Source organism: Streptomyces sp. NPDC053673 (assembly GCF_055585225.1).
In genome coordinates, this window is sequence record NZ_JBVJKN010000048.1 from 1 (window position 1) to 26,663 (window position 26,663).

Annotated in this window: 29 protein-coding genes and 1 pseudogene; 19 read left to right on the forward strand and 11 right to left on the reverse strand. The window is 69.8% G+C overall.

Annotation, left to right across the window (positions count from 1 at the left end; all coding sequences use genetic code 11):
- Positions 1 to 249 precede the first annotated feature (249 nt).
- Positions 250 to 1,134: a prohibitin family protein gene (locus ACZ6ZQ_RS35500; protein WP_469772649.1), complete on the forward strand. Its 885-nt coding sequence runs from the start codon at positions 250 to 252 to the stop codon at positions 1,132 to 1,134.
- A gap of 113 nt (positions 1,135 to 1,247) precedes the next feature.
- Here the strand turns inward: ACZ6ZQ_RS35500 and ACZ6ZQ_RS35505 are convergent, their stop codons facing one another.
- The gene (locus tag ACZ6ZQ_RS35505; RefSeq protein ID WP_017947815.1) at positions 1,248 to 1,922 is read right to left on the reverse strand and encodes a Crp/Fnr family transcriptional regulator; all 675 of its coding nucleotides are present in this window, start codon (positions 1,920 to 1,922) and stop codon (positions 1,248 to 1,250) included.
- 193 nt (positions 1,923 to 2,115) lie between these two features.
- Here ACZ6ZQ_RS35505 and nth point away from each other — a divergent pair, with 193 nt between their 5' ends.
- The 3 genes from nth to ACZ6ZQ_RS35520 all read left to right on the forward strand — a co-directional run bounded on the left by nth (position 2,116) and on the right by ACZ6ZQ_RS35520 (position 5,236).
- Positions 2,116 to 3,087, forward strand: a complete 972-nt coding sequence (nth, locus tag ACZ6ZQ_RS35510; RefSeq protein ID WP_469772650.1) for an endonuclease III — start codon at positions 2,116 to 2,118, stop codon at positions 3,085 to 3,087.
- A 150-nt stretch (positions 3,088 to 3,237) separates the two neighbouring features.
- Positions 3,238 to 3,933: an NUDIX hydrolase gene (locus tag ACZ6ZQ_RS35515; protein WP_469772651.1), complete on the forward strand. Its 696-nt coding sequence runs from the start codon at positions 3,238 to 3,240 to the stop codon at positions 3,931 to 3,933.
- A gap of 103 nt (positions 3,934 to 4,036) precedes the next feature.
- Positions 4,037 to 5,236 (forward strand): MarP family serine protease, encoded by a 1,200-nt coding sequence (locus ACZ6ZQ_RS35520; protein ID WP_469772652.1) that lies wholly within the window; start codon positions 4,037 to 4,039, stop codon positions 5,234 to 5,236.
- A gap of 15 nt (positions 5,237 to 5,251) precedes the next feature.
- Here the strand turns inward: ACZ6ZQ_RS35520 and ACZ6ZQ_RS35525 are convergent, their stop codons facing one another.
- The 4 genes from ACZ6ZQ_RS35525 to ACZ6ZQ_RS35540 form a co-directional block, all read right to left on the reverse strand.
- Entirely contained in the window at positions 5,252 to 5,431 is a 180-nt protein-coding gene (locus ACZ6ZQ_RS35525) for a hypothetical protein (RefSeq protein WP_469772653.1), read from the reverse strand.
- Between the two features lie 169 nt (positions 5,432 to 5,600).
- Entirely contained in the window at positions 5,601 to 6,569 is a 969-nt protein-coding gene (locus ACZ6ZQ_RS35530) for an alpha/beta fold hydrolase (RefSeq protein WP_469772654.1), read from the reverse strand.
- Positions 6,566 to 7,072 (reverse strand): phage holin family protein, encoded by a 507-nt coding sequence (locus ACZ6ZQ_RS35535; protein WP_469772655.1) that lies wholly within the window; start codon positions 7,070 to 7,072, stop codon positions 6,566 to 6,568. The genes ACZ6ZQ_RS35530 and ACZ6ZQ_RS35535 overlap by 4 nt, the downstream gene beginning before the upstream one ends.
- 283 nt (positions 7,073 to 7,355) lie before the next feature.
- The gene (locus ACZ6ZQ_RS35540) at positions 7,356 to 7,562 is read right to left on the reverse strand and encodes a LexA family protein (protein ID WP_469772656.1); all 207 of its coding nucleotides are present in this window, start codon (positions 7,560 to 7,562) and stop codon (positions 7,356 to 7,358) included.
- A gap of 149 nt (positions 7,563 to 7,711) precedes the next feature.
- On the opposite strand from ACZ6ZQ_RS35540, the gene ku reads away from it, so the two are divergent.
- Positions 7,712 to 8,626 (forward strand): non-homologous end joining protein Ku, encoded by a 915-nt coding sequence (gene ku, locus ACZ6ZQ_RS35545; protein ID WP_469772657.1) that lies wholly within the window; start codon positions 7,712 to 7,714, stop codon positions 8,624 to 8,626.
- A gap of 65 nt (positions 8,627 to 8,691) precedes the next feature.
- Here ku and ACZ6ZQ_RS35550 read toward each other — a convergent pair whose 3' ends face one another.
- From ACZ6ZQ_RS35550 to ACZ6ZQ_RS35570, 5 genes and pseudogenes are all read right to left on the reverse strand, one after another.
- Positions 8,692 to 9,324 carry a hypothetical protein gene (locus tag ACZ6ZQ_RS35550; RefSeq protein WP_469772658.1) on the reverse strand — a complete coding sequence of 211 codons (633 nt, stop codon included), beginning with the start codon at positions 9,322 to 9,324 and terminating at the stop codon, positions 8,692 to 8,694.
- 280 nt (positions 9,325 to 9,604) lie between these two features.
- Positions 9,605 to 9,841: pseudogene (locus ACZ6ZQ_RS35555) on the reverse strand (SAM-dependent methyltransferase); the annotation flags it as partial.
- 197 nt (positions 9,842 to 10,038) lie between these two features.
- Complete coding sequence (locus ACZ6ZQ_RS35560) at positions 10,039 to 10,182, reverse strand: hypothetical protein (protein ID WP_469772659.1); 144 nt, start codon at positions 10,180 to 10,182, stop codon at positions 10,039 to 10,041.
- 927 nt (positions 10,183 to 11,109) lie between these two features.
- Entirely contained in the window at positions 11,110 to 11,754 is a 645-nt protein-coding gene (locus ACZ6ZQ_RS35565) for a YdcF family protein (RefSeq protein WP_469772660.1), read from the reverse strand.
- Positions 11,751 to 12,545, reverse strand: coding sequence for a GntR family transcriptional regulator (locus ACZ6ZQ_RS35570; RefSeq protein WP_469772661.1), 795 nt, complete (start codon positions 12,543 to 12,545; stop codon positions 11,751 to 11,753). The genes ACZ6ZQ_RS35565 and ACZ6ZQ_RS35570 overlap by 4 nt, the downstream gene beginning before the upstream one ends.
- Before the next feature lie 553 nt (positions 12,546 to 13,098).
- Here ACZ6ZQ_RS35570 and ACZ6ZQ_RS35575 point away from each other — a divergent pair.
- From ACZ6ZQ_RS35575 to ACZ6ZQ_RS35640, 14 genes are all read left to right on the forward strand, one after another.
- Positions 13,099 to 13,362, forward strand: a complete 264-nt coding sequence (locus ACZ6ZQ_RS35575) for a DUF6284 family protein (protein ID WP_469772662.1) — start codon at positions 13,099 to 13,101, stop codon at positions 13,360 to 13,362.
- On the forward strand, positions 13,359 to 13,634 hold the full coding sequence (locus tag ACZ6ZQ_RS35580) for a DUF6303 family protein (protein ID WP_469772663.1): 276 nt from the start codon (positions 13,359 to 13,361) through the stop codon (positions 13,632 to 13,634). Before ACZ6ZQ_RS35575 ends, ACZ6ZQ_RS35580 begins: the two co-directional genes overlap by 4 nt.
- Complete coding sequence (locus tag ACZ6ZQ_RS35585; RefSeq protein ID WP_469772664.1) at positions 13,631 to 14,491, forward strand: protein spdB; 861 nt, start codon at positions 13,631 to 13,633, stop codon at positions 14,489 to 14,491. Before ACZ6ZQ_RS35580 ends, ACZ6ZQ_RS35585 begins: the two co-directional genes overlap by 4 nt.
- Positions 14,491 to 14,856 carry an RRQRL motif-containing zinc-binding protein gene (locus tag ACZ6ZQ_RS35590; RefSeq protein ID WP_469772665.1) on the forward strand — a complete coding sequence of 122 codons (366 nt, stop codon included), beginning with the start codon at positions 14,491 to 14,493 and terminating at the stop codon, positions 14,854 to 14,856. The genes ACZ6ZQ_RS35585 and ACZ6ZQ_RS35590 overlap by 1 nt, the downstream gene beginning before the upstream one ends.
- Positions 14,853 to 15,080: a hypothetical protein gene (locus tag ACZ6ZQ_RS35595; RefSeq protein ID WP_469772666.1), complete on the forward strand. Its 228-nt coding sequence runs from the start codon at positions 14,853 to 14,855 to the stop codon at positions 15,078 to 15,080. Before ACZ6ZQ_RS35590 ends, ACZ6ZQ_RS35595 begins: the two co-directional genes overlap by 4 nt.
- Positions 15,081 to 15,174: 94 nt before the next feature.
- The gene (locus tag ACZ6ZQ_RS35600) at positions 15,175 to 16,737 is read left to right on the forward strand and encodes a hypothetical protein (RefSeq protein ID WP_469772667.1); all 1,563 of its coding nucleotides are present in this window, start codon (positions 15,175 to 15,177) and stop codon (positions 16,735 to 16,737) included.
- 1 nt (position 16,738) lies between these two features.
- A complete protein-coding gene (locus ACZ6ZQ_RS35605; RefSeq protein ID WP_469772668.1) occupies positions 16,739 to 18,829 on the forward strand; it encodes a hypothetical protein in 2,091 nt (696 codons plus the stop codon).
- A 210-nt stretch (positions 18,830 to 19,039) separates the two neighbouring features.
- Positions 19,040 to 19,534 (forward strand): hypothetical protein, encoded by a 495-nt coding sequence (locus tag ACZ6ZQ_RS35610; protein WP_469772669.1) that lies wholly within the window; start codon positions 19,040 to 19,042, stop codon positions 19,532 to 19,534.
- Positions 19,535 to 19,545: 11 nt separating this feature from the next.
- On the forward strand, positions 19,546 to 20,223 hold the full coding sequence (locus tag ACZ6ZQ_RS35615) for a hypothetical protein (protein ID WP_469772670.1): 678 nt from the start codon (positions 19,546 to 19,548) through the stop codon (positions 20,221 to 20,223).
- Positions 20,224 to 20,309: 86 nt separating this feature from the next.
- Positions 20,310 to 21,215: a bifunctional DNA primase/polymerase gene (locus tag ACZ6ZQ_RS35620; RefSeq protein ID WP_469772671.1), complete on the forward strand. Its 906-nt coding sequence runs from the start codon at positions 20,310 to 20,312 to the stop codon at positions 21,213 to 21,215.
- Entirely contained in the window at positions 21,212 to 21,565 is a 354-nt protein-coding gene (locus ACZ6ZQ_RS35625) for a hypothetical protein (protein ID WP_469772689.1), read from the forward strand. The genes ACZ6ZQ_RS35620 and ACZ6ZQ_RS35625 overlap by 4 nt, the downstream gene beginning before the upstream one ends.
- Entirely contained in the window at positions 21,562 to 23,106 is a 1,545-nt protein-coding gene (locus tag ACZ6ZQ_RS35630; protein ID WP_469772672.1) for a YfjI family protein, read from the forward strand. The genes ACZ6ZQ_RS35625 and ACZ6ZQ_RS35630 overlap by 4 nt, the downstream gene beginning before the upstream one ends.
- A 297-nt stretch (positions 23,107 to 23,403) precedes the next feature.
- Positions 23,404 to 23,628, forward strand: coding sequence for a helix-turn-helix domain-containing protein (locus tag ACZ6ZQ_RS35635; protein ID WP_469772673.1), 225 nt, complete (start codon positions 23,404 to 23,406; stop codon positions 23,626 to 23,628).
- An 87-nt stretch (positions 23,629 to 23,715) separates the two neighbouring features.
- Entirely contained in the window at positions 23,716 to 24,981 is a 1,266-nt protein-coding gene (locus ACZ6ZQ_RS35640) for a tyrosine-type recombinase/integrase (RefSeq protein ID WP_469772674.1), read from the forward strand.
- Positions 24,982 to 25,045: 64 nt separating this feature from the next.
- Here the strand turns inward: ACZ6ZQ_RS35640 and nhaA are convergent, their stop codons facing one another.
- Complete coding sequence (gene nhaA / locus ACZ6ZQ_RS35645; RefSeq protein ID WP_469772675.1) at positions 25,046 to 26,440, reverse strand: Na+/H+ antiporter NhaA; 1,395 nt, start codon at positions 26,438 to 26,440, stop codon at positions 25,046 to 25,048.
- Positions 26,441 to 26,663: the final 223 nt, after the last annotated feature.

Genomic DNA, 26,663 nt, shown 5'->3' on the forward strand with positions numbered 1-26,663 from the left:
CTGGTAGCTCCGCTACAAGGACTTCCGGCCGCCTTGCGATGGCACGCACCGGACGACGCTCCTTGACGGGCAAACATTGCCGGTCGCGGCACTAGGCGTACTGATCACGAGTGCCGGCAACGCTCGTGGTCAATCTCGTGGTCAATACACCTGGGAGCCCGCACCACGGGCCGGGACCCGGTCCGGGCGGTGCCACCCACGTGCTTTACGCTCCGCTTACTTTCAGCGTTTCGTACTTGGGGGGAAGCCGTGTTCGTCCTGTCCATCCTGCTTGTCATCGCCGCGGTGGTGATGTTCTTCGTCGCGCGCGCGAGCGAGAAGCGCGGACTCATGTTCGGCGCCGTCGGCGCGCTGATCGCCGGTCTCTTCGCGGGCATCGCCAGCATGGTGTACGTCGTGAGCGCGTACGAGGTCGGCGTCCCGGTCGCGTTCGGCAAGGTCGGCTCGCCCATGACGTCCGGCATGCACGTCAAGTCGCCGTTCACGAACGTCACGACGTTCTCGACCCGCCCGGTCGACCTCAACCTCTCCGACAAGGACGTGGTCGAGGTGCGCTCCAGCCAGGGCGGTGTGATGTACGCGGAGGTCACCGTGAAGTGGGCCGTGACCCCGGCGAAGGCGGTGGAGCTCTACAAGCTGGCGGGCAGTGAGGACGCCATCCAGCAGCGCCTCGTCTACCCGGACAGCCGGGAGATCATCCGTAATGTCTTCGCCCGCTACACGAGCGAGCAGGGCTACGCCTCGGCCCGTGAGAAGATCAACACCGAGATCGGCCTGCTCATCAAGGAGCGGCTGGCCCCGCGCGGTATCGATGTGACCACGGTCAACCTGCGCAATGTGAAGCCGTCGGACCGGCTGCAGGACCAGATCGACCGCAAGATCCAGCAGCAGCAGGCGACGGAGCGGGCGACCGAGGCCGCGCGTACGGCGAAGGCGGAGGCCGAGCGGCGCCGTATCGAGGCGGAGGGCATCGCCCGCGCCAACAAGATCCTGAACAACTCGCTCAGCGACAAGGTCCTGATGAACCAGTGCATCGACGCCTTCAAGGACGCGTCGGCCAAGCACCCGGTGTACGCGGTTCCGTGCGGCGGCGGCACCGGGAACCCGCTGATCGTGGACGGCACGAAGAACTGACGGTACGCACGAGGTGGGGCCGTACGTACGAGGTAAGCCGCACGAGGTAGGGCCGCACGTACGCGAAGGGGCCGCCCGGCGGATCGCCGGACGGCCCCTTCGTACGTGTACGACTAGCGCGAACGCTTGGCGAGCCGCTCCACGTCCAGCAGGATCACGGCCCGCGCCTCCAGTCGCAGCCAGCCGCGCTGCGCGAAGTCGGCGAGCGCCTTGTTGACGGTCTCGCGGGAGGCGCCGACCAGCTGGGCCAGCTCCTCCTGGGTCAGGTCGTGCACGACGTGGATGCCCTCCTCCGACTGCACGCCGAAGCGGCGCGACAGGTCGAGAAGTGCGCGGGCGACACGGCCCGGTACGTCGGAGAAGACCAGGTCGGACATCTGGTCGTTGGTCTTGCGGAGCCGGCGGGCGACCGCGCGCAGCAGGGCGGTGGCCACCTCGGGGCGCGCGTTCAGCCAGGGCTGGAGGTCGCCGTGACCCAGGCCCAGCAGCTTGACCTCGGTGAGCGCGGTGGCGGTCGCCGTGCGCGGGCCCGGGTCGAAGAGGGACAGCTCGCCGATCAGCTCGCCGGGGCCGAGCACCGCAAGCATGTTCTCGCGGCCGTCGGGGGAGGTGCGGTGAAGCTTGACCTTGCCTTCGGTGACCACGTACAGGCGGTCGCCGGGGTCACCCTCGTGGAAGAGCGCGTCGCCGCGGGCGAGCGTCACTTCACTCATCGAGGCGCGGAGCTCCGCGGCCTGCTCGTCATCGAGCGCCGCGAAGAGCGGGGCGCGCCGCAGAACGTCGTCCACGAGTTCTCTCCTTGTCGACCTGCTCAGGGGACGGTGGTCCCCATGATGCCGCACACCAAAACAGTGCGATCGATCACAAGGGTCCAACACAAGTCTGACGCACCGCCGTGGACGGCTGTGCGGCAGGGGCCGATTCGGGTGGCGATCGGCCATGGCCGGGGCGGATGTCAGCGGTGACCTTTAGGCTGGCCGGGTGTCCAATTCGCCGGTGAGAGCACAGGCCAAGGGGGCCGGGAGAGTGTCAGGGAAGCAAAATTCCGCTGTGGGCGAACAAGTTTCGTCCGTGCCGACAAAAGTAGCAAAAGCGACAAATGGGACGGCTTCGAAGGTCGAGAAGACCTCGAAGACCTCGAAGGCTTCGAAGACCTCGGCGAAGCCTGCGGTGAAGGCGTCGGCGAAGCCGGAGTCGCGGCTGGCGATGGTGCGCCGCGCCCGCCGGATCAACCGTGAGCTGGCGGAGGTGTATCCGTACGCCCACCCGGAGCTCGACTTCCAGAACCCCTTCCAGCTGCTCGTCGCGACCGTCCTCTCCGCCCAGACGACCGATCTGCGGGTCAACCAGACGACGCCCGCGCTGTTCGCGAAGTACCCGACGCCCGAGGACATGGCCGCGGCCGTGCCGGAGGAGCTCGAAGAGATCATCCGGCCCACCGGCTTCTTCCGGGCCAAGGCGAAGTCCCTGATCGGCCTCTCCACGGCCCTCCGGGACAACTTCGGCGGCGAGGTCCCGGGCCGGCTGAAGGACCTGGTCACGCTGCCGGGTGTGGGCCGCAAGACGGCCTTCGTGGTGCTCGGCAACGCGTTCGGGGTGCCGGGGATCACCGTCGACACCCACTTCATGCGGCTCGCTCGCCGCTGGAAATGGACGGACCAGGACGACCCGGTCAAGATCGAGGCGGAGATCGCCGAGATCTTCCCCAAGAGCGAGTGGACGATGCTCTCCCACCGGGTGATCTTCCACGGCCGCCGTATCTGCCACGCCCGCAAGCCCGCCTGCGGCGCCTGCCCGATCACCCACCTCTGCCCTGCGTACGGCGAGGGCGAGACCGACCCGGAGAAGGCCAGGAAGCTCCTCAAGTACGAGCTCGGCGGCTATCCGGGTCAGCGCCTGAATCCACCACCCGACTACCCGGGCAAGCCGGCGCCGCCGCTGGGCGCCTCATGACGCGCTCCCGCGGTGGGGCGCTGCCGCCCTGCCCCCGTCCCGGCAGGGGCAGGGGCAGGGGCGAAGGTGGGGCGGCCGGTCCCGCGATCTTTTCCGCGACGGGTGGAACGATCGCGACCACCGCAGGCGTTGCACACGACGGGGGTGCCCATGACACGCACGGATGAGACGTACGACGGCGACATGGCCGTGACCGGCGACGGGCTGCCCGAGTGGCTGGCGCCGGTCGAGCGGGCCGCCAGGACCGTCTCCCCCGAGCAACTCAGCCGGTTCCTGCCGCCCGCGAGTGGCGGAGGCCGCCAGTCCGCCGTGCTCATCCTCTTCGGGGACGGTGCCCAAGGCCCCGAGCTGCTGCTCATGGAGCGAGCCGGCAGCCTCCGGTCGCACGCCGGGCAGCCTTCCTTCCCCGGCGGCGCCCTCGACCCCGAGGACGGCGACCCCGCCACCACCGGCCCGCTCCGGGCCGCCCTCCGCGAGGCCCAGGAGGAGACCGGCCTGGACCCGGCAGGCGTCCAGATCTTCGGGGTGCTGCCCCGGCTCTACATCCCCGTGAGCGGCTTCGTCGTGACCCCCGTCCTCGGCTGGTGGCGCGATCCGAGCCCCGTCGCCGCGGTCGACGCCGCCGAGACCGCCCGGGTCTTCACGGTTCCCGTGGCGGATCTCACGGACCCGGCCAACCGTGCGACGACCGTCCATCCCAGCGGCCACCGTGGTCCGGCATTTCTGGTCGAATCGGCTCTGGTCTGGGGTTTTACCGCCGGTGTGATCGACCGCATCCTCCACTTCGCGGGCTGGGAGCGACCATGGGACCGGGCGAAGCAGGTCCCGCTCGACTGGCGCGCATGAGACCGTGGATCACGTGCTCCGTTCACCCGGAGTATGAATCCGGGACCCCCGATACCCCCAGCCGGACGGAGTGCCGGACGACGAATCTGCGAGGCTAATGACGGTGAACGTGCTGGACATCCTGTTGCTGGTCGCCGCCGTGTGGTTCGCGATCGTCGGCTATCGCCAGGGCTTCGTCGTCGGCATCCTGTCGGTGACCGGCTTCCTCGGGGGCGGACTCGTCGCCGTCTATCTGCTCCCGTTCCTCTGGGACCGGATGACGGGCGAGAGCGAGGTCTCCACGACCGCAGCGATCGTCGCCGTCGTGATCGTGATCGTCTTCGCCTCCGTCGGGCAGGCCTTCACCACCCACCTGGGCAACAAGCTCAGGCGCTACATCACGTGGTCACCGGCGCGCGCCCTCGACGCCACGGGCGGCGCGCTCGTCAACGTCGTCGCGATGCTGCTCGTCGCGTGGCTGATCGGCTCCGCTCTCGCGGGCACGTCGCTGCCGACGCTCGGCAAGGAAGTCCGTAACTCCAAGGTGCTCCTCGGAGTGTCGCGGGTGATGCCGAGTCAGGCGTCCACGTGGTTCACCGACTTCTCCGCGGTCCTCGCGCAGAACGGTTTCCCGCAGGTCTTCAGCCCGTTCGCCAACGAACCCATCACCGAGGTCAGCGCCCCCGACCCGGCGCTCGTCAACAGCCCGGTCGCGGCCCGCGCACAGCGGTCCATCGTCAAGGTCGTCGGCACGGCCCCGAGCTGCAACAAGGTCCTCGAAGGCACCGGCTTCGTCTTCGCCCCGCGCCGCGTCATGACCAATGCGCACGTCGTCGGCGGTGTCGACGAGCCGACCGTGCAGATCGGCGGCCAGGGCCGGCTGTACGACGCCAAGGTCGTCCTCTACGACTGGCAGCGCGACATCGCCGTACTGGACGTCCCGGACCTCCAGGCAACGCCGCTCCAGTTCACCGAGACCGATGCCCGCACCGGCGACAGCGCGATCGTCGCCGGCTTCCCGGAGAACGGCTCGTACGACGTACGCTCCGCGCGCGTCCGCGGCCGTATCGACGCCAACGGCCCCGACATCTACCGCCGCGGTGAGGTGCGCCGCGATGTGTACTCGCTGTTCGCGACGGTCCGCCAGGGCAACTCCGGCGGCCCGCTTCTCACCACCGACGGCCGGGTGTACGGCGTGATCTTCGCCCGGTCGCTGGACGACGCCAGCACTGGTTATGCGCTGACGGCGGATGAGATCCGCGACGACATCACGCAGGGCCGTGCTGCGAACCAGGAGGTCGACAGTCAGGGATGCGCGCTGTGACGCCGTAGCGGGACGTCAGCCGCGAGGATGGCGCAGGCGCGCCGAGACCCAGCGGGCCCGGCGGCGGAGGATACGGGGGATCCCGAGTCGGGGATCATGGCCCCGCCCTTGCGGGCCACCCCTCTCGTATGTGATCGGCGCTGCGGCCGAGCGTGAGTTGCGTGCTGTGTCACCGTAGTCGTGCGTCCAGCCCATACCCCGACGTGTGCCCGTGCCCCAAGGTCGGTAACCGCATCGGGGCCCGCCAATTGGCCTATGCGCCGGGCAATCCCCGTTCGCCGCACACTCGTTCCCGGGGTCGACCCGCGGATCCCCGGCAGTGGGGGTGTGGTGCCTGGTGTCGCTTGTTTCGGCTTTGGGTGGGCTATCGGTCTGGTTCGGGGTCCTTGAGCCAGCTGATGAGCTCGTTCGAGAACGCCACCGGGTCCTCCTCGTGCGGGAAGTGCCCCAGGCCGTCGAAGAGGCGCCAGCGGTAGGGCGCTTCGACGTACTCGCCCGAGCCCGCCGCGCTGCGGGTGCGCATCGCCGGGTCCAGTGAGCCGTGCAGATGGAGCGTCGGTACCCGTACCGGCTGCTTCATACGGCGGTTGAACTGGATGCCGTCCGGACGGGCCATCGACCGCACCATCCACCGGTACGGCTCGATCGAGCAGTGCGCCGTCGACGGGATGCACATGGCCCGCCGGTACACGTCCAGCGCCTTCTCCTCGGGCGGCCGCGGACCCGACCAATCCTGGATCAGCCGGCCCACCAAGGCCCCGTCGTCCGCGACCAGCTGACGCTCCGGCAGCCACGGCCGCTGGAAGCTCCAGACGTACGACCCGGCGCGGCTCTGCGCGAAGTCGCCGAGCATCGACGACCGCCAGCGGCGAGGATGCGGCATTGAGGAGACCGCGAGCCGGCGCACCAGCTTGGGGCGCATCACCGCCGCGGTCCAGGCGAGGTACCCGCCCAGGTCGTGGCCGACGAGCGCCGCGTCCGGCTCGCCGAGGGACCGTACGACGCCGGTGATGTCGAGCGCGAGGTTCGCGGGGTCGTAGCCCCGGGGCGTACGGTCGCTGCCACCCACGCCCCGCAGATCCATCGCCACCGCACGGAACCCCGCGTCGGCGAGGGCGGTCAGCTGGTGCCGCCACGTCCACCAGAACTGCGGAAAGCCGTGCAGCAGCAGTACCAGCGGCCCGTCGCCCATCTCCGCGATATGGAAGCGCGCACCGTTGGCCGCCACGTCGCGGTGGGTCCAGGGACCGTCGATCCGGACGGGGCTGCCGTTGCTGTTGCCGTTTCCGCTGCCGTTTCCGTTGCGGACAGATGGCGTATCAGAGGCCGTCATGCAGATGAGCGTGCCACAGGAGCGGCCGAGTCCTCGGCCTTACGAGGGTGCGGCTTCACGTTCTGCAGCACGGCAGCGGTCTGCTTCGCCGAGGCGATGGACCTCTCCGGCGGCTTGACGTTCTTGAACTTGGACCTGGCGATCAGCGCGAGCAGCCCCGCGAGCAGCAGGAACGCCACGCCCACGATCAGGAACGACCAGGCGAGCCCGAGGCCCAGATTGTGGATCCCGTAGGCGGCGGCGAAGCTCAGCACCGGCAGCGAGAACAGCGCCAGGACACCCGCGACGCTTATGGCCGCGCCGCCCGTGACGCCGCGCTTCACGTCCTGCCGGATCTCGGCCTTGGCGAGTGCGATCTCGTCGTGCACCAGTGCGGACAGCTCGGCGGTCGCCGTCGCGACCAGCTGTCCGACGGTCCGGTCGGCGCCCGCCAGCCGGACCGGCCCGACCGCGTCGCCCGCGGCCTCGAAGGCGGTGGCTGCGCTGCTGCCGGGGTCGCTCATCGGTGACTCCCTCATCTCTGCTTCGGATCCGTTGTCAGATCATGCCGGACTGTCGAGCATTCTGCGTTGCCTGGGACCTTGCCGCGCTGCCTGCTCCTGACGTGCCGCGGGGTGGTGAACGTTGGTCGTTGACGGTCACCTTTGGCGGCCCTCCGGCGGCCCACAGACGGCCCGGCTTGCTCCGGAAGTCCGCTCAATGACTGGACGGCATCCTCTCAGGGACAACGGCTGAATCCACAAAATCCGTGATCTGCCGGGTGGGCAGCGCTGTGCGAGCCACCTCTCAGGACATGCGGACCGATCTTGGACGGTAGCGGTCTCGGGCAAGCGCCCCGGCCTGCTCCAAACGGCGGAGCTGGTAAAGCACAGAGCTGCTGCTCCTCAGTCCCACGGCCGCACCGATCTCCCGCACGGTGGGGGCATCGCCCGTCTCTGCGATGCGGTCGGTAAAGCGCAGGATGCGGCGCTGGCGGTCGGTGAAGTTGTGCACATCCCCATGGGCTCACACGTTCGAATTCGAGTGCAAATCATCCGCCCGAGCAGCAGGTCACCGCCGCGGCGCTCGCCGTGGGCGCCCGTGCGTCCACCCCCGGCCGGTCGTAGGCTGGCTCTGCTCGGGGCTCACACGGAGGTCTCGCCATGCCCCGCCCCGTCTGGTCCGGCGCCATCTCGTTCGGGCTAGTGACCATTCCGATCAAGCTTCTGCCTGCGACCGAAGACAGGTCCGTGCGGTTCAGGCAGGTGCATCTCGCCGACATGGGCCCGATCCGCAACCGCAAGGTGTGCGAACTCGAGGGCCGCGAAGTGTCGCAGGCCGAGATCGCCAAAGGCTACGAGCTGCCCGGCGGCGACACGATCCAGATCACCGACGAGGAGCTGGAGGAGATGCCGCTGCCGACTGCGAAGGCGATCGACATCCAGGCGTTCGTCCCGGCGGAGAGTATCGACCCGATCCGTGTGTCGACCGGGTACTACCTGCAGGCTGATGGGCCCGTCGCCGCCAAGCCCTACGTCCTGCTGCGGAAAGCCCTCGAGCGCTCCTCCAAGGTGGCCGTCGCGAAGATGGCGTTCCATGGCCGTGAGCGACTCGGCCTGCTGCGGGTCGTCGAGGACGCCATCCTGATCCACATGATGCGCTGGCCGGACGAGATCCGGGACTGGTCCGAGCTGGCTCCACCGGAGACGGAGCTGGACGAGCAGGAGCTCAAGGGCGCGCTCGCGCTGATGGACACGATGAGCACGGACACGCTGCCGCCGGAGCTGCACGACGAGTACCGCGAATCCCTCGAGGCCGTGATCGCCGCCAAGTCGGAGGGCAAGGCCGCGCCGGAGACGCCGGAGCGGGAGGAGCCGGCCGGGCAGATCGTCGACCTCATGGCCGCACTGAACGCGTCCGTGGCGGAGGCGAAGGAACGCCGGGGCGAGGCGACGGTGCACGAGATGCCGAAGAAGAAGGCCGCGAAGAAGGCACCGGCCAAGAAGGCCGCGGCGAAGAAGACCCCCGCCAAGAAGACGGCGAAGAAGTCCATGGGCCGGAAGCCCCGCAGCGCCTAACTCTTCGAGTTCGTTGACGACGTGTTCGCGGTCGGTGTGTCCTCCGCCGCCTGTTCGAGGGGGCGTCAGGGGATGCGGAGGTTGGCGAGGAGCTGCTGGTGCATCTCGTTCACTGCCTTCTCGTCCGCCGCCGGACCGGCGACAAAGGCGTTAACAATGTGGGTGTCGTCGGCGATGATGCGAATGCCACCGACGAAGGCGACGTCCGCCTCGCCGGAGAGGCGCGAGTCGAGGGTGGGACGGCCGTCAACCGTGGTCTCCTGACTGCTGGCGCTGGTGATGGTCCCGCCAGGTGGCCTGTTGTAACCCTGGATGAATGCCTGTAGATACTCATCGAGAAGCTTCTGGTCGCCGGGCGTGTCGGCGACGGCGACGTAGGCACGGAGCCCGTCAGCGGTCTGGAAGCTGTACATGCGCATGGGGGCACCACCGGGTTGAGTGATGTCCTCGACCGTGGGCTTTCCGGGAAGCTTGAATGTGATGCCACTGGGGGCATCGGTGGCCTCGACCCACCCCGCAGGGGTGGTGATGGCGTGGGGGCTGTGACCGCCGTACCCGGCTGTCATCGTGGTCACGGTGTCGGTGTGCGGCGTTGCCGGGGCGGCGAACGCGCTGGTGGGAAGCAGTACGCCTGCTGCAGCCAAGGTGGTCGAGGCGGCAAGGACCACAAGGCGCTGCGTTCGAGATCGGTGAGTCATGGAAAATCACTTCTGCTGGAGAGGCTGAAGGGCTGTACGACGGCCTGTCAGCGGTGCACCGCCAGGGCCGTCCAAGTCACGTCTCCATTCAAGGCAGGCTGTCGAATCGCGTCATGCCACTGAATCTCGTGACAGGGAGATTCGGGACTTGCCCGATGGCAGCGGTCCTGATAGCTGCCGTCCTGCGAACCGCGAACAGCCCCTACGGCCGCGGCTGCCGCAGCGGGCGGCGATGCTATAGGCCCGCGGAGCTGCCGCCGGGCCGTCTCTGGGCCGTGCGAGGTTGGCCAACGACGACAGAGGCGTCCGCCTGGACGTCGGTCAGGCCGGCCTCGCGCAGCAGGCGCGGGAGGCGACCGTAGGAAAGGTCCGCGCCGCGCTCGGCGAGGAGCTTGCGGAAGCCGTGGCGGAGCTTGTTGGCCAGGCGCTGCTGTGGGCCAAATTCGTCGGGGCAGACGAGGGGCTGGAGCGCCGGGTCGGCGTCCTCCAGCAGGAGCCACCCGCCGGGGCGTAGGGAGTTCGCCAGGTTGTCCAGGAGGTAGCCGTCTTCGGCGAGGCACGCCAGCAGGTGTGCGATGCGCTTGGTGATCTCCTCGCGGTCGCCGTCCGGGCCCTGAAATCGAGGCTCTCACAGAACTATTGACCTGAGGTGTTGAGGTAATGAGTACAGATACGCGGCGTGACGTGCATGAAGCGTTTCCGAACGGCACCGGCTCATAGCAGCAGTGGGAGGACGACGGCAAGGGTCGCGGCGACGCCGAGAAGGCAGAGCAGCGCGGTCGAGGCGAGGACCAGTTCGATGCGGGTGACCCGCCGCTGGGGCTTGGCGTCGGTGCGGGGGTGGACGTCGTGGATCATGGTCTTTTCCTTTTGATACCGAGGGGTTTTCTGCCCGGCCTCGGGAGTGCGGGGTGGGGGTCGGTTGATCGGTTCCGACCGGGATCGCCGTGCCGGGATGGCCGGCGATCTGGTGGGAGGGAGGATCCTCGCTGAGGCGTGCGGCCTCGTGTCCTTAACTTGGTGAGGCCCGCACGTCCAGTGGGCCCGAGGTGCACAGCGGTGTCACGTTCCGAGAACTCGGGACTTGACTGAGTTGAGGGTGTTGGCTAACCGTGGTGGCGTCTCGCCTGCGCACACCCGGGGCGCATCAGCCCCAGGGGACGGATTTTCAGACTCCTGTCGTTCCGGCACTTACACCAGATCTGACCTGCGGCGGAGGTTGGTGAGCGCACCTCACTCGGGTCCACCCCATGCCTCGTCCATGGGCGCCCCGGCAAGCGGGTATGAGGAGTCACCTCCGGCGACACTCAGGGTCGGCTGCGCCGACGGGCTGTAACACCCGGGGTGTTACAGCCATCTGTGACCGGACAGCCCGGACATCGGCACTTTGAGCTGTCCGGACCGTTTACGCAGGTGAGAGCCCTAACCGGACAGCCGGACACGTGGGACACTGCTTGTCCGTCGATGCACGGCGAGGCCCGGTGGCCCGGCTTGTCCTGGGTCGATGGCGGACGGGATGGGAGCTCCCCGCCTCAGCCCTCCACGCGCCGACACCCGCGCACGGCGCCCTCGCCATCCTGGAGCCTGAGCGCCCCCTCCGGAGGCATGTCGGGTGACGGAGGGAACCGCGGCCTTTGGGCCTCGACTCATGCCCTCGGGCCTATCCCGTCATGCAGGGGCGGGCGTCGGCGCAGCGCGCGGAGCGGGCCGAAGGCAGGAACGTCGCGCGGAGCGGAGCGCAGCCAGGTGCTTGATCAAGTAGGGAAGGTTTGGCCGCGCCGTGTCCTACACAACGCGGCTTATGAATCCTTCGCCGCACAAACGCTCATACGTTGCCAGGACGTCTTCGGGCATCTCCTGGGCGATCAGGAAACCCTGCTGGGGATAGATGAGCAGTCGCTGCAGCGCGCCAACGAGCATGTCGATGACCAGCCGGGCATCTCCGATTGAGTCCACGTAGTCAGCGAGAGTCATTGGGGTCGACGCGCTCACGACGTCGACGTCGGGCCACAGCTTGCGTGCTGTGGCGTAGGCCCGGCGCTCCTCGTACGGCTTGCTCACCAGCAGCACAGACGAGACGTCGGCACCGGCCTCCTCGAGTAGCTCCCGTGAGAAGCGAATGTTCTCACCAGTGTTGCGAGCACGAGGCTCGACTAGTACGACGTCACCAGGCACACCCAACTCCAGTGCTCGCTCCCGGTAGTGCACCGCCTCTCCACGCGGCATGCGGTCCCGCGTCGTAAGGCTGGTGGCTCCGGTGAAGACGATGAGCGGCGCCATGCCGCGTTTGTAGAGGTCCACCGTCGTGTCCGCGACGCCCAGGTCGTGGCTGCCGAGGCCGATCGCCACCGAGCATGGCCGCGGCTCGTGGTGCATCTGGTGGTAGTCCCAGAGGAGTTGGGCATCCGCCCAGGACTGTTCCGAGATCACTGCCGCGCCTTCTGGTCGTGCGCCGAGTCGGGCACCTGGAAGTCGTACTCCCACGCGAAGCGAGAGGCCGCGTGGAGTCCGATGGCGAACTCGACAACCGTGCCATCGGCCGTGAAGGTCGTGCGGTGCAGCTCGACAACCCATTCGCCGGGCGTCAGTTGGAGAAGCTTCGCCTCCTCCGCAGTGGGGACGCGGGCGAAGAGCTGCTCCTTCATGTGGTCGATCTCGTAACCCGCGTCGTAAAGAACGCGGAAGCCGCCGCCGCGGCCGGCAGGGCCCGGCGTCGGGTCGACGATGCGCGTTCCCTCGACGTGTTCGGGACGGTAGTAGCTCGTCAGGGTGTGCGTGGGCTGGTCTCCCTCCTTGACCAGCCGGGCGCGTGCGTACACCTCTGCGCCGACAGGCAGGCCGTGCGCCTCAGCGACGGCCGACGGAGCTTCGACACGGGTGACCGTCTGTGTCTGCTCTCCGCGGCGGTAGGCGCGTCCCGACGCCACCCGGTCGGCGATGAATGCCACCTCGTCGCCGTCGCGCCACTTCGCCTTGTCGTACCGCGCGATGCCGAGCCGCTTCAGCGGAGTCTGCTGCCGCACGATCGTGCCGTGGCCACGAGACGAGGCCACGAGGCCTTCCGCTTCCAGCGCCTTGTAGGCCGCATGGACCGTGGACTTTGACCCCTCGCCAGCCTCGACGAGGTCCCTGATGTGGGGCAACTGCTGACCGGGGGCGTACTCACCCGACCTGATTCGCTCCGCGAGCTTGTCCGCCAGCTCCCGCCACTTCGGTGCCATACGAGCCTCCTCTCGACGCGACTAGTGAAACACAGTCCCAGGACTGTTGACAGTCCTGGGACTACGGGTGCATTGTCTCACTAGCGGTCACGCAGTCCCAGGACTACGGGAAGGGGTGTGTGGTCGACCGCGCTCTGAGGGGCCTTCTTTGGGCTGCTCGGGAGCGCTGCTCAACAACTCGACAGCGTGATCCACCGCAGCAGTACGACCGTGACGACGCCGGCGAGGCGAGTGGAGACCAGCCGACCGAGACCGGGCCCGCGTCACAACCGGGCCCCACACCCCGCGCAGGGGGACACGCAATCGGCTCTAAAGAACCGCGTGGCCGACATTGACGCCGCACCACGCCCCGGGAGCCAGACCTCCCCGGGGTCAGCGGCACCACGCGAATCGGAGGTCTGAACGACTGCGCAGCACGGTTGCCTCCGCTGCTCGTCTCGCACGAGCAGCGCCGAGGGGAGCCGGACCTGCTGGTTCCAACGGCGTGCGGCCCCGGTGCTCGAACACCGGGGCCTCTGTTCGGGCCGTTCCTGTCTGAGAGGAGTACGACCCAATGAAGTCCATCGCTGCACTTCAGAAGCTCGTTACCGCCATCCCGTTCGACGGTGAGCCGTCGGACGCGGAGCTGGACGCGATCGAGGCGGAGATGCCGCTCATCGAGGCGGAGGTGGAGCTGCTCGACGCGCAGATCCCGCTGCTGGACCGGCCGGCCAATGTGCTGGATGAGCGGCGCATCCGCCGGGCGCGTAACCGGGTCCTGGCTGCCCGACGCGACCTGACCAACCGCGCCGCTGGCAGCATCGGGGGTGCGGCATGACGCGCACCGCTCGGCTGTCGAACACATTCCCGGACGAGTGGAAGGTGTACGTCGTCACCGACGCTCCCGATGCCCTGGACTGGCCGGTCCACGGCTTCGGCCGCACGGCGCCGGTCCCAACGCCCGACGAGCGGGTCAAGGCGCTGGCCTCGCTCGGCTACGCGCCGGTCGACGGGGCCGAGTGGGAATGGATCGAGATGTCCCGCCCCGGTGACGCTCGGGCCCGGTTGTTCGCCTCGCTCGACGTTCGGCTGACGGGCGGTGCGGAGTGAACGCCAAGACCGTTCTGCCGGCCGTCGCGATGACGGCCGTGTCCATGGTGCTCACCCTCGCGGTGGTCGTGATGTGGCTGGGTACGGCGATGCCGTGGCCCGTCGCCCTGGTCGTCGGTCTCGGCATCGACGGCGGATGGCTCGCGACCCTCGCCTACGAGCGCCGCCTGGCCGCGCAGGGCGACCACTCCACCCCGGTCACCGCCGTGGGCTGGTCGTTCGGTCTGGTCGCCACCGGCGTCCTGGTCGCGCACGCGCTCACCGAGGAGTCCACCGGCGCATGGCTTGCCGTGGCGTGGCTGCCGCTCGCTGCGAAGGCGCTGTGGCTGGTACACAGCCTGTGGGAACGCACCTCGCTCACCCCCGGCGCGCTCGGCGCGATCCGGGGGATCCAGCAGGAGGCCCGCGACGAAGCGGCCGTGGCTCGCGCCCGGCTGCGGGCTGAGGCCGCCACCGAGGAGACTCGGCTGACGGCTGTGACGGCGGCCGGGGCACGCGTCGCACGCGTCCAGGCGCGCACCGCACAGACGCTCTCGCGGGCGTGGTCGACCCTGGGGGAGACACGCGACGGCGAGGACACGAGTAGGGCGCTGACCAGCGTGACCACCCGCGTCACGCCCGGTGTCGCACCGGCATGGGAGCTGCCGGTCTGGGGACCGGCCGAGCCCGTTTCCGCACTCGCTCTGAGCGCGGCCCCGGCGCTCACGGATGCGGAGCTTGACCGGCTGGTTGACGAGATTCGGCACAGCGAGACACCGGCCCTTTCCTACCGGGAGATGGCCACCCGGTTCCGGGCGGCCGGTCACTCCGCTTCCGAGGTCCGGTTGCGGGCTGCGTGGAAGCGCGTGGCCGCGTAATGGCCACGCTGCCGGTCTACCGGTGGCGGCTCGCCCCGGACGGCTACGCCACCTACCGCCAGCTCCGGGCCCTCGGGCTGCGGCCCGGCGGACAAGGCGTGGCCGCAGAGTTGCAGCGGCCGCGCCGCCGGCGCGGGCCGCTGGTCGCGTGCCTCTACCGCATCGACGCTGCGAAGCCCGTTCGGCCTATGACCCCGGCGAAGCGCGCGGCGCTGGTGAAGGCGAACGCCGCTCAGCGGATCTGCCCGAACTGCCGCCGCGATGCCGGGTATCGCATCCCGCGCTCTCGCGGCGTGTGCGGCACCTGCATCCACCACGAGGAACAGCGCACCAACCGACCACGCCTCGAGGAGAGTTCTGCATGACCGGCACGTCCGAGAACACGCCCGCCGCTCCGGCCCTGGTGACCCATCACTGGGTGATGACCGTGCAGGCCGGGCGCCTTTCGACCCTGTCGAACACGGTCCAGGTTCGGCCCGGTACCAGCCGCGGCCACGTCTACAGCACGATCCGGGCCCACGTTGCCCAGCAGATCGGCTCCGCGGACTTCGCGGTCCTGTTCTTCTCCCTGGAGCCCGACCAGCTCTGACCTGCACCACCTCGCCCAGCAGGGCCCGGACGCATCGCTTTGGACGGCACGCGTTCCGGGCCCTGCTGCTCTCCCGTGAAGGAGTGCACTCAGCATGACCGACACCACCATCACTCCGGTAGCGGCCCCCGAGGCCGCGCCGGAGGCCCCGCCCCAGCAACCGCCCGAACCGCGACCCTCCCCGGCTGCTGCCGAGTTGGACCACACGCCCGGCGGGTGGCCGGTCGTTCCGCTCGCGGTGAGCGGCACGAACGCCACCACATCCTTGCTGGCCGCCGCCGCTCTGGTGGGCGGACCTGCCGCGCTCGCCGTCGCCGCTACCGGCGCGGTCGTCCTCGGCACCGCCGCCGCCACCCGGAACCGCCGTGACCAGCGCAAGAACCGCCCCGGACAGGCCCGCACCGCGCCTTCGGCGGCGGGTGCGTCGACGGCTCGCGGCGCACGGAGTGGCGCGCCTGGGCGGGTGCCGACGCAGTCCCGTAACGGGAGTGTCGGCATCACTAAGGGCGCTGGTCGTGGCCGGGGCAAGTCGGGCCGCAGCGCCACTAGTTCACCCGGTGGCACGGGTGCCGCGCAGCGTAAGCGCGGCGCAGCCTCTCGTGCCGCGGCTTCGTCTCTGCCTGGCGCTGCGGGCAAAGCCCGAGGGCGGGTTGGGCAGGTCAGGGCGCTGCGGGAGTCTCAGCGGCAGGCGTCGCCGTCGCGGGCTGCGCGGCGTGCGGAGGCGACCGGCGCCCGCCGGTCCGCGGCTGATGCCCGCCGGGCGGCCAAGTCGCAGGCCCGGACCGGCTCCCTGGCCCGTAAGGGCCCGATAGGGCGCGCTGCGGCCAAGGGGCTGGGCAAGGCGAACAAGGCCCGCAGCAAGGCAGTTGACCGGGCCCGTGCCGGGCGGGACCGGCGGGCAGCCGGGCAGGTCGGCGAGCAGCGTTCGGCGGTGCGCAAGGCCCCGGCCCGCAAGCGGGCCCGCAAGGCACTGTGGCGGTCCGCCGCCCGCTTCCAGGGCCGCCGCCTGCTGGCCGCGCTGCTCGCGGGGGCGCTCGGCATCGTCGGCATGTTCACCACGCCGCTCGGCCGCAAGCTCGGGTGGGCCTGGCTCATGCACCCCGGCAAGCGCCTGTACGCCCGCCTCACACTCGCCGCGGCCGAGGAGCGCGCTGGGCGGGATGAGGAGATCCGCGCAGCTCAGCACGAGGAAGAGGCCGCCGCCGACGCGGAGGCGGACGACGGCATCGAGGAGATCGGGGCCCGGGCGGAGCGTCCGGCCGGTGTCGTCCCCGCAGCACCCGACCACACGACCAGCAGTGAGGGAGAGATCGTGTCCGGTTTCAGGTTCGAGGACTACGCGGCGGAGATGGAATCCGCAGCTCAGCAGTACGACCCCGAGAACGCCATGGAGATCCTCGCCATGGTCGAGGGGCTGCCCGCGGCGCTCACTTCGGTGGCGAACGTGATGCGGATCCTCGCCGAGCGCGCGGACTCGGAGTTCCCGCTGGAGAAGGAAGTCGCGGACGGCTTCAACGACATCTACGGCGCCGTCATGTCGGCCGTCGCGGTCGCCGAGGACATGGGGCCGCTGTTCCGCCAGGCCCACGAGCAGGACATCGCCCGCCACGAGGACCCCAGGAACGGGCCCGAGGCTGAGAAGGGATGGAACGTCTGACATGACCACCAACACCGCCTCCACCAGTGGGCCGGTGTGGGACTGGGCGGCCGGTCACGGACCCGTGACCGGCGCTCTGTCCGCCACCACCGGATGCCTCGCCGTCGCCACCACCGGCGCCGCCACCGGCATGCCCCCCGGCTGGGCACTCGCCGTCGGCGCCGCGGGCGCGATCGGCCACACCATCACGAGCCTCCGCGAGCGCCTCTCCGCACGCACCATCACCATGCGGGCCGCGTCCTGGCTCATCGGCGCGGGCTGGACCACGTGGGCCATGACCACCGGCCCTCTGACCTGGGCCGCGCTCGGCTCCCTCGCCACGATCGGGGTCGGCATGGGCGCCGCCGCCCGCTCCACCCTCCTCTATGAGGAGGCCCGCGAGCTGGAGGCCATCGCCGCCAACGAGCGCCAGGTCGCCCGCGAACTCTCCGCAGAACGGCGGGCGATCGCCGCGGAATGGGTTGACCGGATCCGGCGCGTCTGCGGCATCACGATCAGGGTGCTGGCGGTGGAGATGTGGCCGACCGGCACCGGCTTCACCATCGATGCTGAACTCCCGCCCGGCGGCACCACCTACGACCGCATCGCGCAGTACGCCGCGCAGCTCTCCGCGGACGCCAGGTTGCCGCACGGCTGCACCGCCGTCGCCTCGCAGGGCATCGACCAGGGCCGGGTCCTGATCGACGTGACCACCGTCAACGTACTGATGGAGGAGCGGACCTACCCGTCCGACTACGGGCCGCTGTCGATCTACACCGGTATCCCGTGGGGCTACCGCACCAACGCGCAGGAGATCTGTGTCTACCTGCGCGAGCAGTGCGCGCTCGTGGTCGGGCCGACCGGTTCGGGCAAGACGAACATGGTGCACGTCATCCTCGCCGGGTTCGCCCGCACTACCGACGTCCTGACCTGGGTGATCGACCTGAACGCCGGATCGGCCGGCCTGCCGTGGGTGCGCCCCGCGTTTGACGAGCAGGGCAACCCGGTGGAGGGCATGCGACCGGGCATTGACTGGCTCGCCTCCACCTACGAGGAGGCGCTGCTGATGCTGGATGCCGCGCTGGCGATCGGGCATCACCGCAAGGTCGCCTACCAGGACCTCATGGCCCAGGAGAACACTGACCTGCTGCCGATCAGCGCGAAGATTCCGCAGATCATGCTCGTGATCGACGAGGGCGCGGAGATCCTGACCAGCACCGACCCGCACATGAAGAAACTCGCCAAGAAGATCCTGGAAGTGATCCGGATGCTGCGGGCGATGGGCATCCGCACCGTCCCGACCGCGCTGGGTGCCACCGGCTCCGTGCTGGGGAACCTGATGATCCGCCGGGAGGCCAAGGCCCGCGTCTGTCTGACCGGCGGGGAGGTCGAGGGCATGGACCTGGGCAAGGTCTTCCCCGGCTCCCGTGGCCTCAAGGTCGACCAGGCCCCCTACAAGGGAGCCGGGTTCATGGGTACTCCGGAATCGCCCGCGGCGCTGTTCAAGTCCTGGCGGATCCTGCCCAACCAGATCCGGGACATCGTCGCCGCCACCTCCGACATGCACCCGCAGCTCGACAAGGTCTCCCGGCACGCTGCGGGCGACGCCTACGCGACCCGGTGGGATCCCGAGCGCACCGCGTGGATGCGCGACACCACCCGCACGCCGGCGGACCAGCCTGCGCAGCAGCCGGGCAAGGCGGGCGGGCTGAACCTGTCCGCCCTGCGCGAGCAGCCGTCGGCCGGGCAGTCGAAGGCGGATTGGGAGACGCTCTCGCGGAAGTTCCGTGAGCAGATCGACGCCCAGTTCGCCACCGCACCCGAGCCCGGCGCGGACGAGCAGCCGCCCGCCGCCGGGCAGGGGCTGAACCTGTCCGCGCTCCGGAGCGAGGACAACGCCGCGCGGCAGGCCGCGCTCGCGCTGCTGCTCGCCGCCGGACCCGAGGGCACCGGGGCATCGGCCATCGCCCGCGCGCTCGCGGACGCGCACGGCACCACCCGGCAGACCGTCGTCGGCTGGCTCAAGACATGGACCGACGACGGCACCGCCGTGCGGATCGGGACCGGCACCAAGGCCCGCTACGTCCACCACCGTCACGCCCCCGAGGGCTGACCGCCTGTCGCTTGTCGCGCAGTCCGCGAGAAGGGCCCCAGACGGCTCTGTGAGAGCCGGGAACGGTCTCTGACCTGCGAGACGACAAGCGACAAGACAAGACAAGCGACAAGCCGCACGACAAGTCAGACGACAAGCGACACGACAAGCCAGGCACCGGGCAGCACCCCACCCGCGGGGTGCTGCCCGGCCTGTTGAAGGGAGCGTCTTGTGCACTCCGAGACCGCGTACGAGATCACCACCGCACCCCTGCGGCCCGACCCGCTCGCCTACCCGGCAACGCCCGCAACCGACTGGGCGATGCTGTCGCACGAGATCCCGCCCGGCGTGCAGATGGTCACCCTGCCCGGCGGCGCCCGCACCCTCGCCTACGTCCAGCCGCCCGCCGCACCCGCCCCGCAGCCCGTCGTATCGCAGCCGATCCCGACATGGGCCAAGACCACCGCACTACTCACCCCGACCATCGGCGGCGGCATCGCAGCCGCCGGCATCGGCCTCTCCTACGCAGCCCCGGGACTGATCGCCATGAGCCAAGCCCTCTGGTCCGCCGTCGCCCTCATCGCCGCCGGAGCCATCGCCGTCCCGATCCTGCTCGCTGCCGCCCACAGCCGCACCGGCAAGACGACGGGCCCGACGCACATCACGCAGAACATCACCGCAACCGGCTTCCTCGGCCGCGCCAACGGCACCATCAACCATCACTGAGGAGACCCAGCATGACCGCCGAACGCCCCTGGTTCGAATCCCTCACTGACAGCGTGTACGCCCTCGGAGCCGCGGCCCGCGAAGCACAGTCCGCCGCGCGGGCCGCCGAGATTACTCGCGCCCAGTACAACCTCGACCGGCTGCGGCCCGTCGACGGCGAGCTGCGCATCGACGGCCGGGGCCCGGGCGCCGTGCCGTTCCGGCCGCACGATCACGTCCTCTTCGCGATCGGCGACGCCCTCGCGCAGCAGGCCACCGCGCTGCGAACCCTGTACGCGCAGGCCGCACTCGGCTACGCCTACGGCACCGCATGGGCCATCCTGCGCGTCCTCGACGGCGAGCAGCCCAACGCCGTGCACATGGGCCGCGGCCAGGACGGCTTCTACCTCATCCCCGGTGAGCTGTGCCCCGTCCCGGGCATCACGCGCGGCCTGGAGCAGTGGAACGGCTACGGCAAGTTCATCAAGGCCCAGGCCCACATGCTCCTGTGCGACGAGGCGGGCGACTTCGCCGACTACCTCGACGAAGCGCCCTACCTCACCGACCACGAGGCCAGTGAACTGACCGGTGCGCTGGACACGGCGTCCGGCCTGCCGGATGCGGCCTACGCCTACGGGCAGCTCGCCGAGTCGGCCATGCGCTTCGCCCTGCTGGAGCCCCGCGCCAACCACGCCCAGGCCAGCCGCTAGCTACGCCGAGGGCGGCCCCCACTCACGCCAATGACCGGGGCCGCCCTCGTCTGCCAGCACTCATCACAGAACTGGAGACATCCAGCATGACCCATGACCGCAAGACCGCGCTGCTCGCCGCGGCGCTGGCTGCCGCCGAGCGCGGGTGGCATGTTCATCCGCTGCGCCCTGGTGCCAAGTTCCCTGCCTTGCATGGTGAGGACGCCTGCCCGAGGACCGGCGACTGCACGGGCGGGCACATGAAGTGGGAGCAGCGCGCCACCACCGACCCCGACCGGATCCGCGGCGCGTGGCAGGTGCGGCCCTTCAATGTCGGGGTGGCCACGGGCCCGTCCGGGCTGCTCGTGGTGGACCTGGACACGCTCAAGCCGAAGGACCCGAAAGGAACGCCTGACGGCGTCACTTCCTTTCAGGCGCTCTGCGAGCGCGCCGGGCAGACCGTCCCGACCACGCTCGCGGTGCGGACTGCGGGCAGCGGGGGCGAGCACCTGTACTTCCGCATGCCGCACGGCATCCGCCTGGGGTCCACCAAGGGCAGCCTGGCGAAGAAGATCGACACCCGGGGATGGGGCGGGTACGTCCTCGCCCCCGGCAGCGTGATTGGCCGCACCACCTACGAGATCACCCGCAACGTCCCGCCGACGGACCTCCCCGACTGGCTGATCCGGCTGCTCCAAGCCCCGCCCAAGCCCGCCGGACCGGTGCCGATCACCCGCGCGCGCAACGGCACCCGCGTGGCCAAGGTCGCACTGGAACGGGAGTGCGCGGTGGTCACCGCCGCCGTGGAAGGCGAGCGCAGCAACACCCTCTACGCCTCCGCGATCAAGGTGGGCCGCTTCGTCGCGTGGGGCGCCATCCCCCGCGAGGAGGTCGAGGAGGCATTCCAGTTGGTCGGGGAGTCGACCGGACTCACCGCTGCCGAGTGCCGCGCCACGATCCGCAGCGCCCTGAACTGGCGCATCCGCACCGCCCGCCCCCGGGAGACGACATGAGCCCCCGCCCACATCCCCATCTGGCATGCCCCACCAACACCCCCGACCAGTCGCCCGCCGCCACCCAGGCCGCGCCCGGTGCGGCCGTGGGCGGCCCGAAAGGCGTCGCCGAAGGCGTCCTTTCTGCTCTTCGCCCCGACCAGCAGCCGGGCGACGGACGCACGCCCGTCGCGTGGCTGCGCATCGCCGCACCCACCTCGTGGCAGCGAGTCTCCGTAGCCGAGTCGTGGTGCTACTGCGGCCACCACCGCAAGGCGCGCGGCAAAGCCGACGTGCTCCGGCTCGTCGCCGACCACACCGCCCACCGGGACCTGTGCCCGCTCCTGGCGGAAGGGAGGAACGTCGCATGACCACGCACGATCCCGAACTGTGGGCAGGGTTCGAGGAGATGTCCGCCGAGGACGTCGCCGGGCCCGTCTGGGACGAGCCGGTACCCATCAACCCGCGCGGCCCGCTCCCCGACTTTCCCGTCGACGCGCTGCCCGACTGGCTCGGTGCCATGACGGCGGAGGTCGCCGAGGAGACGCAGACCCCTGTCGACCTCGCCGGGTGCCTCGCACTTGCCGTCATCGGCACCGCCGCCGGCGGACGCCTCACCGTCAGCGTGCGCGGCCAGTGGAGCGAGCCGGTCAACCTCTACACCGCCGTCGCCCTCCCGCCCGGCAACCGCAAGTCCGCCGTGTTCGGGCTCATGACCAAGCCCCTGCTCGCCGCCGAGCAGGCACTCATCGAGCTGACGGCTCCGCAGCGGGCCGAGGCCGCCGCGGCAGCGCGCATCGCGAAGGCGGCGGCCGAGCGGGCGGAGAAGCTGGCCGCCAACGCCGAGCCGGACAAGGTGGCCGACCTGACCGCCTCGGCCGTGTCCCTGTCGGATGCCGCCGAGCGGGCCGTGGTCCCGGTCGAACCGCAGCTCATCGCCGACGACGTCACCGCCGAGAGCCTGACCACGCTCCTGGCCCAGCAGGACGGGCGGATCTCGATCCTGTCCCCCGAGGGCGAGATTTTCGAGATCATCGCGGGCCGCTACACCGGCGGCGCCCCGAACATGGGCATCTTCCTCAAGGGCCACGCCGGGGACATGGCCCGCGTCAACCGGCAGGCCAGAGACGCCCAGTACATCGAGAACCCCGCCATCACCATGGGCCTGGCGGTGCAACCGGCCGTCCTCGACGCCATCGGCCAGATCAAGGGTGCCGACGGACGAGGCCTGCTCGCCCGGTTCCTCTACTCCAAGCCCGAATCCCTCGTCGGCCGCCGCAACCTCACCCCCCAGCTCCTCTCCCCCGACACCGCCGCCACCTACGCCCAGAAGCTCGGCCGCCTCGCCCTGACCCTCGCGGCCTGGACCGAGACCGCCACGCTCACCCTGTCGCCCGAGGCGGACGCGGTCCTGCTCGCCTACCAGCGCGTCACCGAATCCCGCCTCGGCAAGGGCGGATCCCTCGCCACCATCATCAACTGGGCCAGCAAGCGCGACGGGGCAGTCGCCCGCATGGCCGGACTGCTCCACCTCGCCGCCCACCCCGAGGACGCCTGGGACCGGCCCCTCGGGGCCGAGACGATGGCCGCCGCCACCCGCCTCGGGGACTACTTCACCGCCCACGCTCTCGACGTCTTCGACGCCATGGGCGCCGACCCCGCGCTGGCAGCCGCGCACACCGTGCTGACCCACCTGCGCGAGACCCGCACCACCGCCTTCACCAAACGCGACCTCTTCCGCGCCGTGTCCCGGGGCGAGTTCCCCACCATGCGCGACCTCGACCCGGCCCTGACCCTCCTCGAGGAACACGGCTGGGTCCGCCAGCAGCCCCCGCCTCCCCGCAACGGACGTGGGGGCCGGCCGCCCTCCCCCCGGTACGAGACCCACCCCCGCACCACCCCCGGCGCCTGAAAACCCCCGACCCCACTGACAGAACTGACAGAACCTCCCGGTACGGCGCCTGACCTGTGGAAACAGGCACTCCCGGAGCGCTGACAGAACCTCCGGAAACTCTGACAGAACCTCGACCCGCCCAGCAGTGCGCTCTGACAGAACCCCAGCCCGGAGGTTCTGTCAGAGATTTCCGAGGTTCTGTCACGACGAATGAGGCCGCCAAAACTGCAGCTCAGAGGCCATACGGCGAGGTTCTGTCAGTTCTGTCAGCACACCCCGGGGTTCTGTCACCCCGGACCGAGCTGAAGGAGCCCAATGGCAACCGCCAAGACGCCCCGGCGCGTTACTGAACTCCCCGCCCGGTACCTCACCCCGGACGACGTCGCCGCCCTCTTCGACGTCCCCCTGGAAACCGTCTACGCCTGGCGCAAGAAGCGCACCGGCCCGCCCGGATTCCGCGTCGGCAAGCACGTCCGCTACGACCCCGCCGCCGTACGCGCCTGGACGGCCGAGCGCATGGCCGCCGACGACGCCGCGTAAGAACACCACCCACACCACCCCACCGCGAGGGAGGGCCGCCAATGGCGGCCCTCCCTCGCGGCTTTGCGAGAAGGGACCACAGCCTTCATGGCCGGCCACATCCAAGACCGCTGGTACAAGACCGAGAACGGCCCCGATGGCAGGCCCCGCCGGGTCAAGACCGAACGCCACGGCACCGGCATGCGCTACCGCGCCCGCTACGTCGGCCCCGACGGCACAGAGAAGAGCAAGTCCTTCCCCGACAAGCAGAAGCGGCTTGCGGAACAGTGGCTCTCACAGATCGAAGCCGACATGGCGCGCGGTCAGTACATCGACCCGAAGGCGAGCCGCATCACGTTCCAGCAGTACGCCGAGAAGTGGCTCAGCGCGCAGACCTCGGACATCGGGACACGCCACGCTGTGGAGATGCGGCTCCGGCTGCATGCCTTCCCGCACATCGGTACGCGCCCGCTCGGGTCCTTCCAGCCGGGACACATTCGAAGCTGGGTTCGTCAGCTTGAAGACAAGGTGCCGGCCGCGTCGTACCGGCGCGCCATCTTCGGGAACGTCTCCGCTGTCCTCACTGCGGCCGTAGATGACGGACTTCTGCCGAAGAATCCGTGCCGAGCTGAGTCCGTCAAGGCTCCCAAGCCGTCACCGACCCGGGTCAAGCCGTGGCCTGCCGAGTGGGTGTTCGCTGTGCGCGCCGGTCTCCCCGACCGGTACCGCGCCACGGCCGACCTCGGGGGCGGCTGCGGACTGCGCCAAGGGGAGATCTTCGGACTTCCCACCGACGAGGCTGACTTCCTCGGAGGCTGGCTGCACGTGGCCTACCAGGTGAAGCTCGTAAGGGGGCAGCCGGTCTTCGCACCCCCCAAGGGAGGAAAGGAGCGGGACGTCCCGCTCCCCGGGGCGGTAGGCGAAGCTCTGGCGATCCACATGACGACCTACCCGCCCGTGGAGATCACCCTCCCGTGGCGCGAGCCCGACGGACCGCCCGTGACCAAGGCGCTGTTCTTCACGAACAGCGAGGGGCAAGCCATCCGGCGGAACGCCTTCAACCTGCGAGCCTGGAAACCCGCTCTGGCAAGCGCTGGAGTCATCCCCACCCCGGCGGCAGGCGAGAAGTACGAGAAGGCTCCGGAGCACGGCATGCACGCACTGCGCCACTTCTACGCATCCGTGCTGCTGGACGCGGGGGAGAACATCAAGGCTCTGAGCCAGTACCTCGGGCACAGCGACCCAGGGTTCACGCTCCGGACGTACACGCACCTCATGCCCAGCAGCGAGGGACGCACCCGGAAGGCGGTGGACAGCGTCTATCGGACGCGCAGTGAGGCGAACGACGGCCCCGAGACGGCCCAAGCAGCATGACTGAGCCCCCTACCGGCGGGAAATCCGCTGGTAGGGGGCTTTCTTGTGGCCTGTTGCAGTCAGATCATGCCGGACTGTCGCCGTCACTGCGCGACGCCCCCGCGACTTCCGCCTTGCGTCGATGCTCCGCGGCCTTCTCCTCGTAGATCGCGGCCATCCGGAGGTGGTACTCCGGGTTGTCCTGCTCGTACACGTCGGGAACGCCGTCGCGGTCGTCGTCGCGCTCCTCCTCCTCGTACAGCGCCTGGTACGTGCGTACCCGAAGTTTCAGCAGCACGGCGGCGAACACGGCGGCGATGAACGAGCCCAGCAGTACCGCGGCCTTGACCTCGCCCATCAGCGTCGCGTTCCCGGCGAAGGCCAGCTCGCCGATGAGCAGGGAGACGGTGAAGCCGATCCCTGCGAGCGAAGCCACGGCGAAGACGTCCGGCCAGGCCAGATCCTCGTTGAGCTCGGCCTTGGTGAAGCGCGCGGCGAGCCAGGTGCCGCCGAAGATGCCGACCGCCTTGCCGATCACCAGGCCGAGCACGACACCCAGGGTCTCGGGCCTGGTGAAGACGTCCTGGAGGGCGCCGCTGGAAACGCTCACTCCGGCCGAGAACAGGGCGAACAGCGGCACGGCGAGACCGGCGGATATGGGCCGTACGAGATGCTCGATGTGCTCGCCGGGGGAGTGCTCCTCGCCCTCTTCGTGGTGGCAGCGCAGCATCAGGCCCATCGCGACACCGGCGATGGTGGCGTGGACGCCGCTGTTGTACATCAGGCCCCAGATGACGAGGGCCAGCGGGATGTACACGTACCAGCCGCGGATGCGCTTGCGCAGCAGCAGCCAGAAGACGCCGAGTCCGACGACCGCGCCGCCGAGCGCGGCGAAGTTCAGGTCGCTGGTGAAGAAGACCGCGATGATGAGGATCGCGAACAGGTCGTCGACGACCGCGAGGGTGAGCAGGAACGCGCGTATCGCGGACGGCAGTGAGGTGCCGATGACCGCGAGGACGGCGAGCGCGAAGGCGATGTCGGTGGCGGTGGGCACCGCCCAGCCGGCCAGAGAGCCGCCGCCTGCGGCGTTGACCAGCGTGTAGACGAGGGCGGGCGCGGCCATGCCGCAGATCGCGGCGATGACCGGCAGCGCTGCCGCCTTGGGGTCGCGCAGCTCGCCCGCGACCAGCTCACGCTTGAGCTCGATGCCTGCGACGAAGAAGAAGATGGCGAGCAGTCCGTCGGCCGCCCAGTGCTGAACGGACAGGTCCAGGCCCAGCGATGCGGGGCCGATGTGAAAGTCGCTCACAGCCTCGTAGCTGCGCCCCAGGGGCGTGTTCGCCCAGATGAGTGCGGCGACCGTGGCGACGAGCAGCAGGATGCCGCCGACGGTCTCGGTGCGCAGGGCGTCCGCCACGAACGTCCGCTCGGGGAGTGAGAGGCGTCCGAGGAACTTACGGGCAGTGGTGGGCGCGGCCACGAGCGGGGACCTCCGGTCGGGTGGGCATGACTGAGCACATGCCGACCAGACTTCCCGGCACACCTAGGTTTCCTTGTCGCGTCTTTGTCGCGTCATTGATGCGAGTAATTACTTTACCTAAGAACATGTCCAGGTGCGCAACGGGGTATCCGGCGATCTTCAGATTATGCGCAAAAGGGGCACCCGGCGCGTTGCTTCCGGGTGCCCCAGGCGGTGTGCCGAA

Excerpts from the sequence above, each read along its gene's own strand:
- ACZ6ZQ_RS35515 (WP_469772651.1), top strand. The coding sequence starts at position 3,238 with ATGACACGCACGGATGAGACGTACGACGGCGACATGGCCGTGACCGGC.
- ACZ6ZQ_RS35525 (WP_469772653.1), bottom strand. The coding sequence starts at position 5,431 with ATGGGCTGGACGCACGACTACGGTGACACAGCACGCAACTCACGCTCG.
- ACZ6ZQ_RS35530 (WP_469772654.1), bottom strand. The coding sequence starts at position 6,569 with ATGACGGCCTCTGATACGCCATCTGTCCGCAACGGAAACGGCAGCGGA.
- ACZ6ZQ_RS35535 (WP_469772655.1), bottom strand. The coding sequence starts at position 7,072 with ATGAGCGACCCCGGCAGCAGCGCAGCCACCGCCTTCGAGGCCGCGGGC.
- ku (WP_469772657.1), top strand. The coding sequence starts at position 7,712 with ATGCCCCGCCCCGTCTGGTCCGGCGCCATCTCGTTCGGGCTAGTGACC.
- ACZ6ZQ_RS35550 (WP_469772658.1), bottom strand. The coding sequence starts at position 9,324 with ATGACTCACCGATCTCGAACGCAGCGCCTTGTGGTCCTTGCCGCCTCG.
- ACZ6ZQ_RS35560 (WP_469772659.1), bottom strand. The coding sequence starts at position 10,182 with ATGATCCACGACGTCCACCCCCGCACCGACGCCAAGCCCCAGCGGCGG.
- ACZ6ZQ_RS35570 (WP_469772661.1), bottom strand. The coding sequence starts at position 12,545 with ATGGCACCGAAGTGGCGGGAGCTGGCGGACAAGCTCGCGGAGCGAATC.
- ACZ6ZQ_RS35575 (WP_469772662.1), top strand. The coding sequence starts at position 13,099 with ATGAAGTCCATCGCTGCACTTCAGAAGCTCGTTACCGCCATCCCGTTC.
- ACZ6ZQ_RS35580 (WP_469772663.1), top strand. The coding sequence starts at position 13,359 with ATGACGCGCACCGCTCGGCTGTCGAACACATTCCCGGACGAGTGGAAG.
- ACZ6ZQ_RS35590 (WP_469772665.1), top strand. The coding sequence starts at position 14,491 with ATGGCCACGCTGCCGGTCTACCGGTGGCGGCTCGCCCCGGACGGCTAC.
- ACZ6ZQ_RS35595 (WP_469772666.1), top strand. The coding sequence starts at position 14,853 with ATGACCGGCACGTCCGAGAACACGCCCGCCGCTCCGGCCCTGGTGACC.
- ACZ6ZQ_RS35600 (WP_469772667.1), top strand. The coding sequence starts at position 15,175 with ATGACCGACACCACCATCACTCCGGTAGCGGCCCCCGAGGCCGCGCCG.
- ACZ6ZQ_RS35605 (WP_469772668.1), top strand. The coding sequence starts at position 16,739 with ATGACCACCAACACCGCCTCCACCAGTGGGCCGGTGTGGGACTGGGCG.
- ACZ6ZQ_RS35615 (WP_469772670.1), top strand. The coding sequence starts at position 19,546 with ATGACCGCCGAACGCCCCTGGTTCGAATCCCTCACTGACAGCGTGTAC.
- ACZ6ZQ_RS35620 (WP_469772671.1), top strand. The coding sequence starts at position 20,310 with ATGACCCATGACCGCAAGACCGCGCTGCTCGCCGCGGCGCTGGCTGCC.
- ACZ6ZQ_RS35625 (WP_469772689.1), top strand. The coding sequence starts at position 21,212 with ATGAGCCCCCGCCCACATCCCCATCTGGCATGCCCCACCAACACCCCC.
- ACZ6ZQ_RS35630 (WP_469772672.1), top strand. The coding sequence starts at position 21,562 with ATGACCACGCACGATCCCGAACTGTGGGCAGGGTTCGAGGAGATGTCC.
- ACZ6ZQ_RS35635 (WP_469772673.1), top strand. The coding sequence starts at position 23,404 with ATGGCAACCGCCAAGACGCCCCGGCGCGTTACTGAACTCCCCGCCCGG.
- ACZ6ZQ_RS35640 (WP_469772674.1), top strand. The coding sequence starts at position 23,716 with ATGGCCGGCCACATCCAAGACCGCTGGTACAAGACCGAGAACGGCCCC.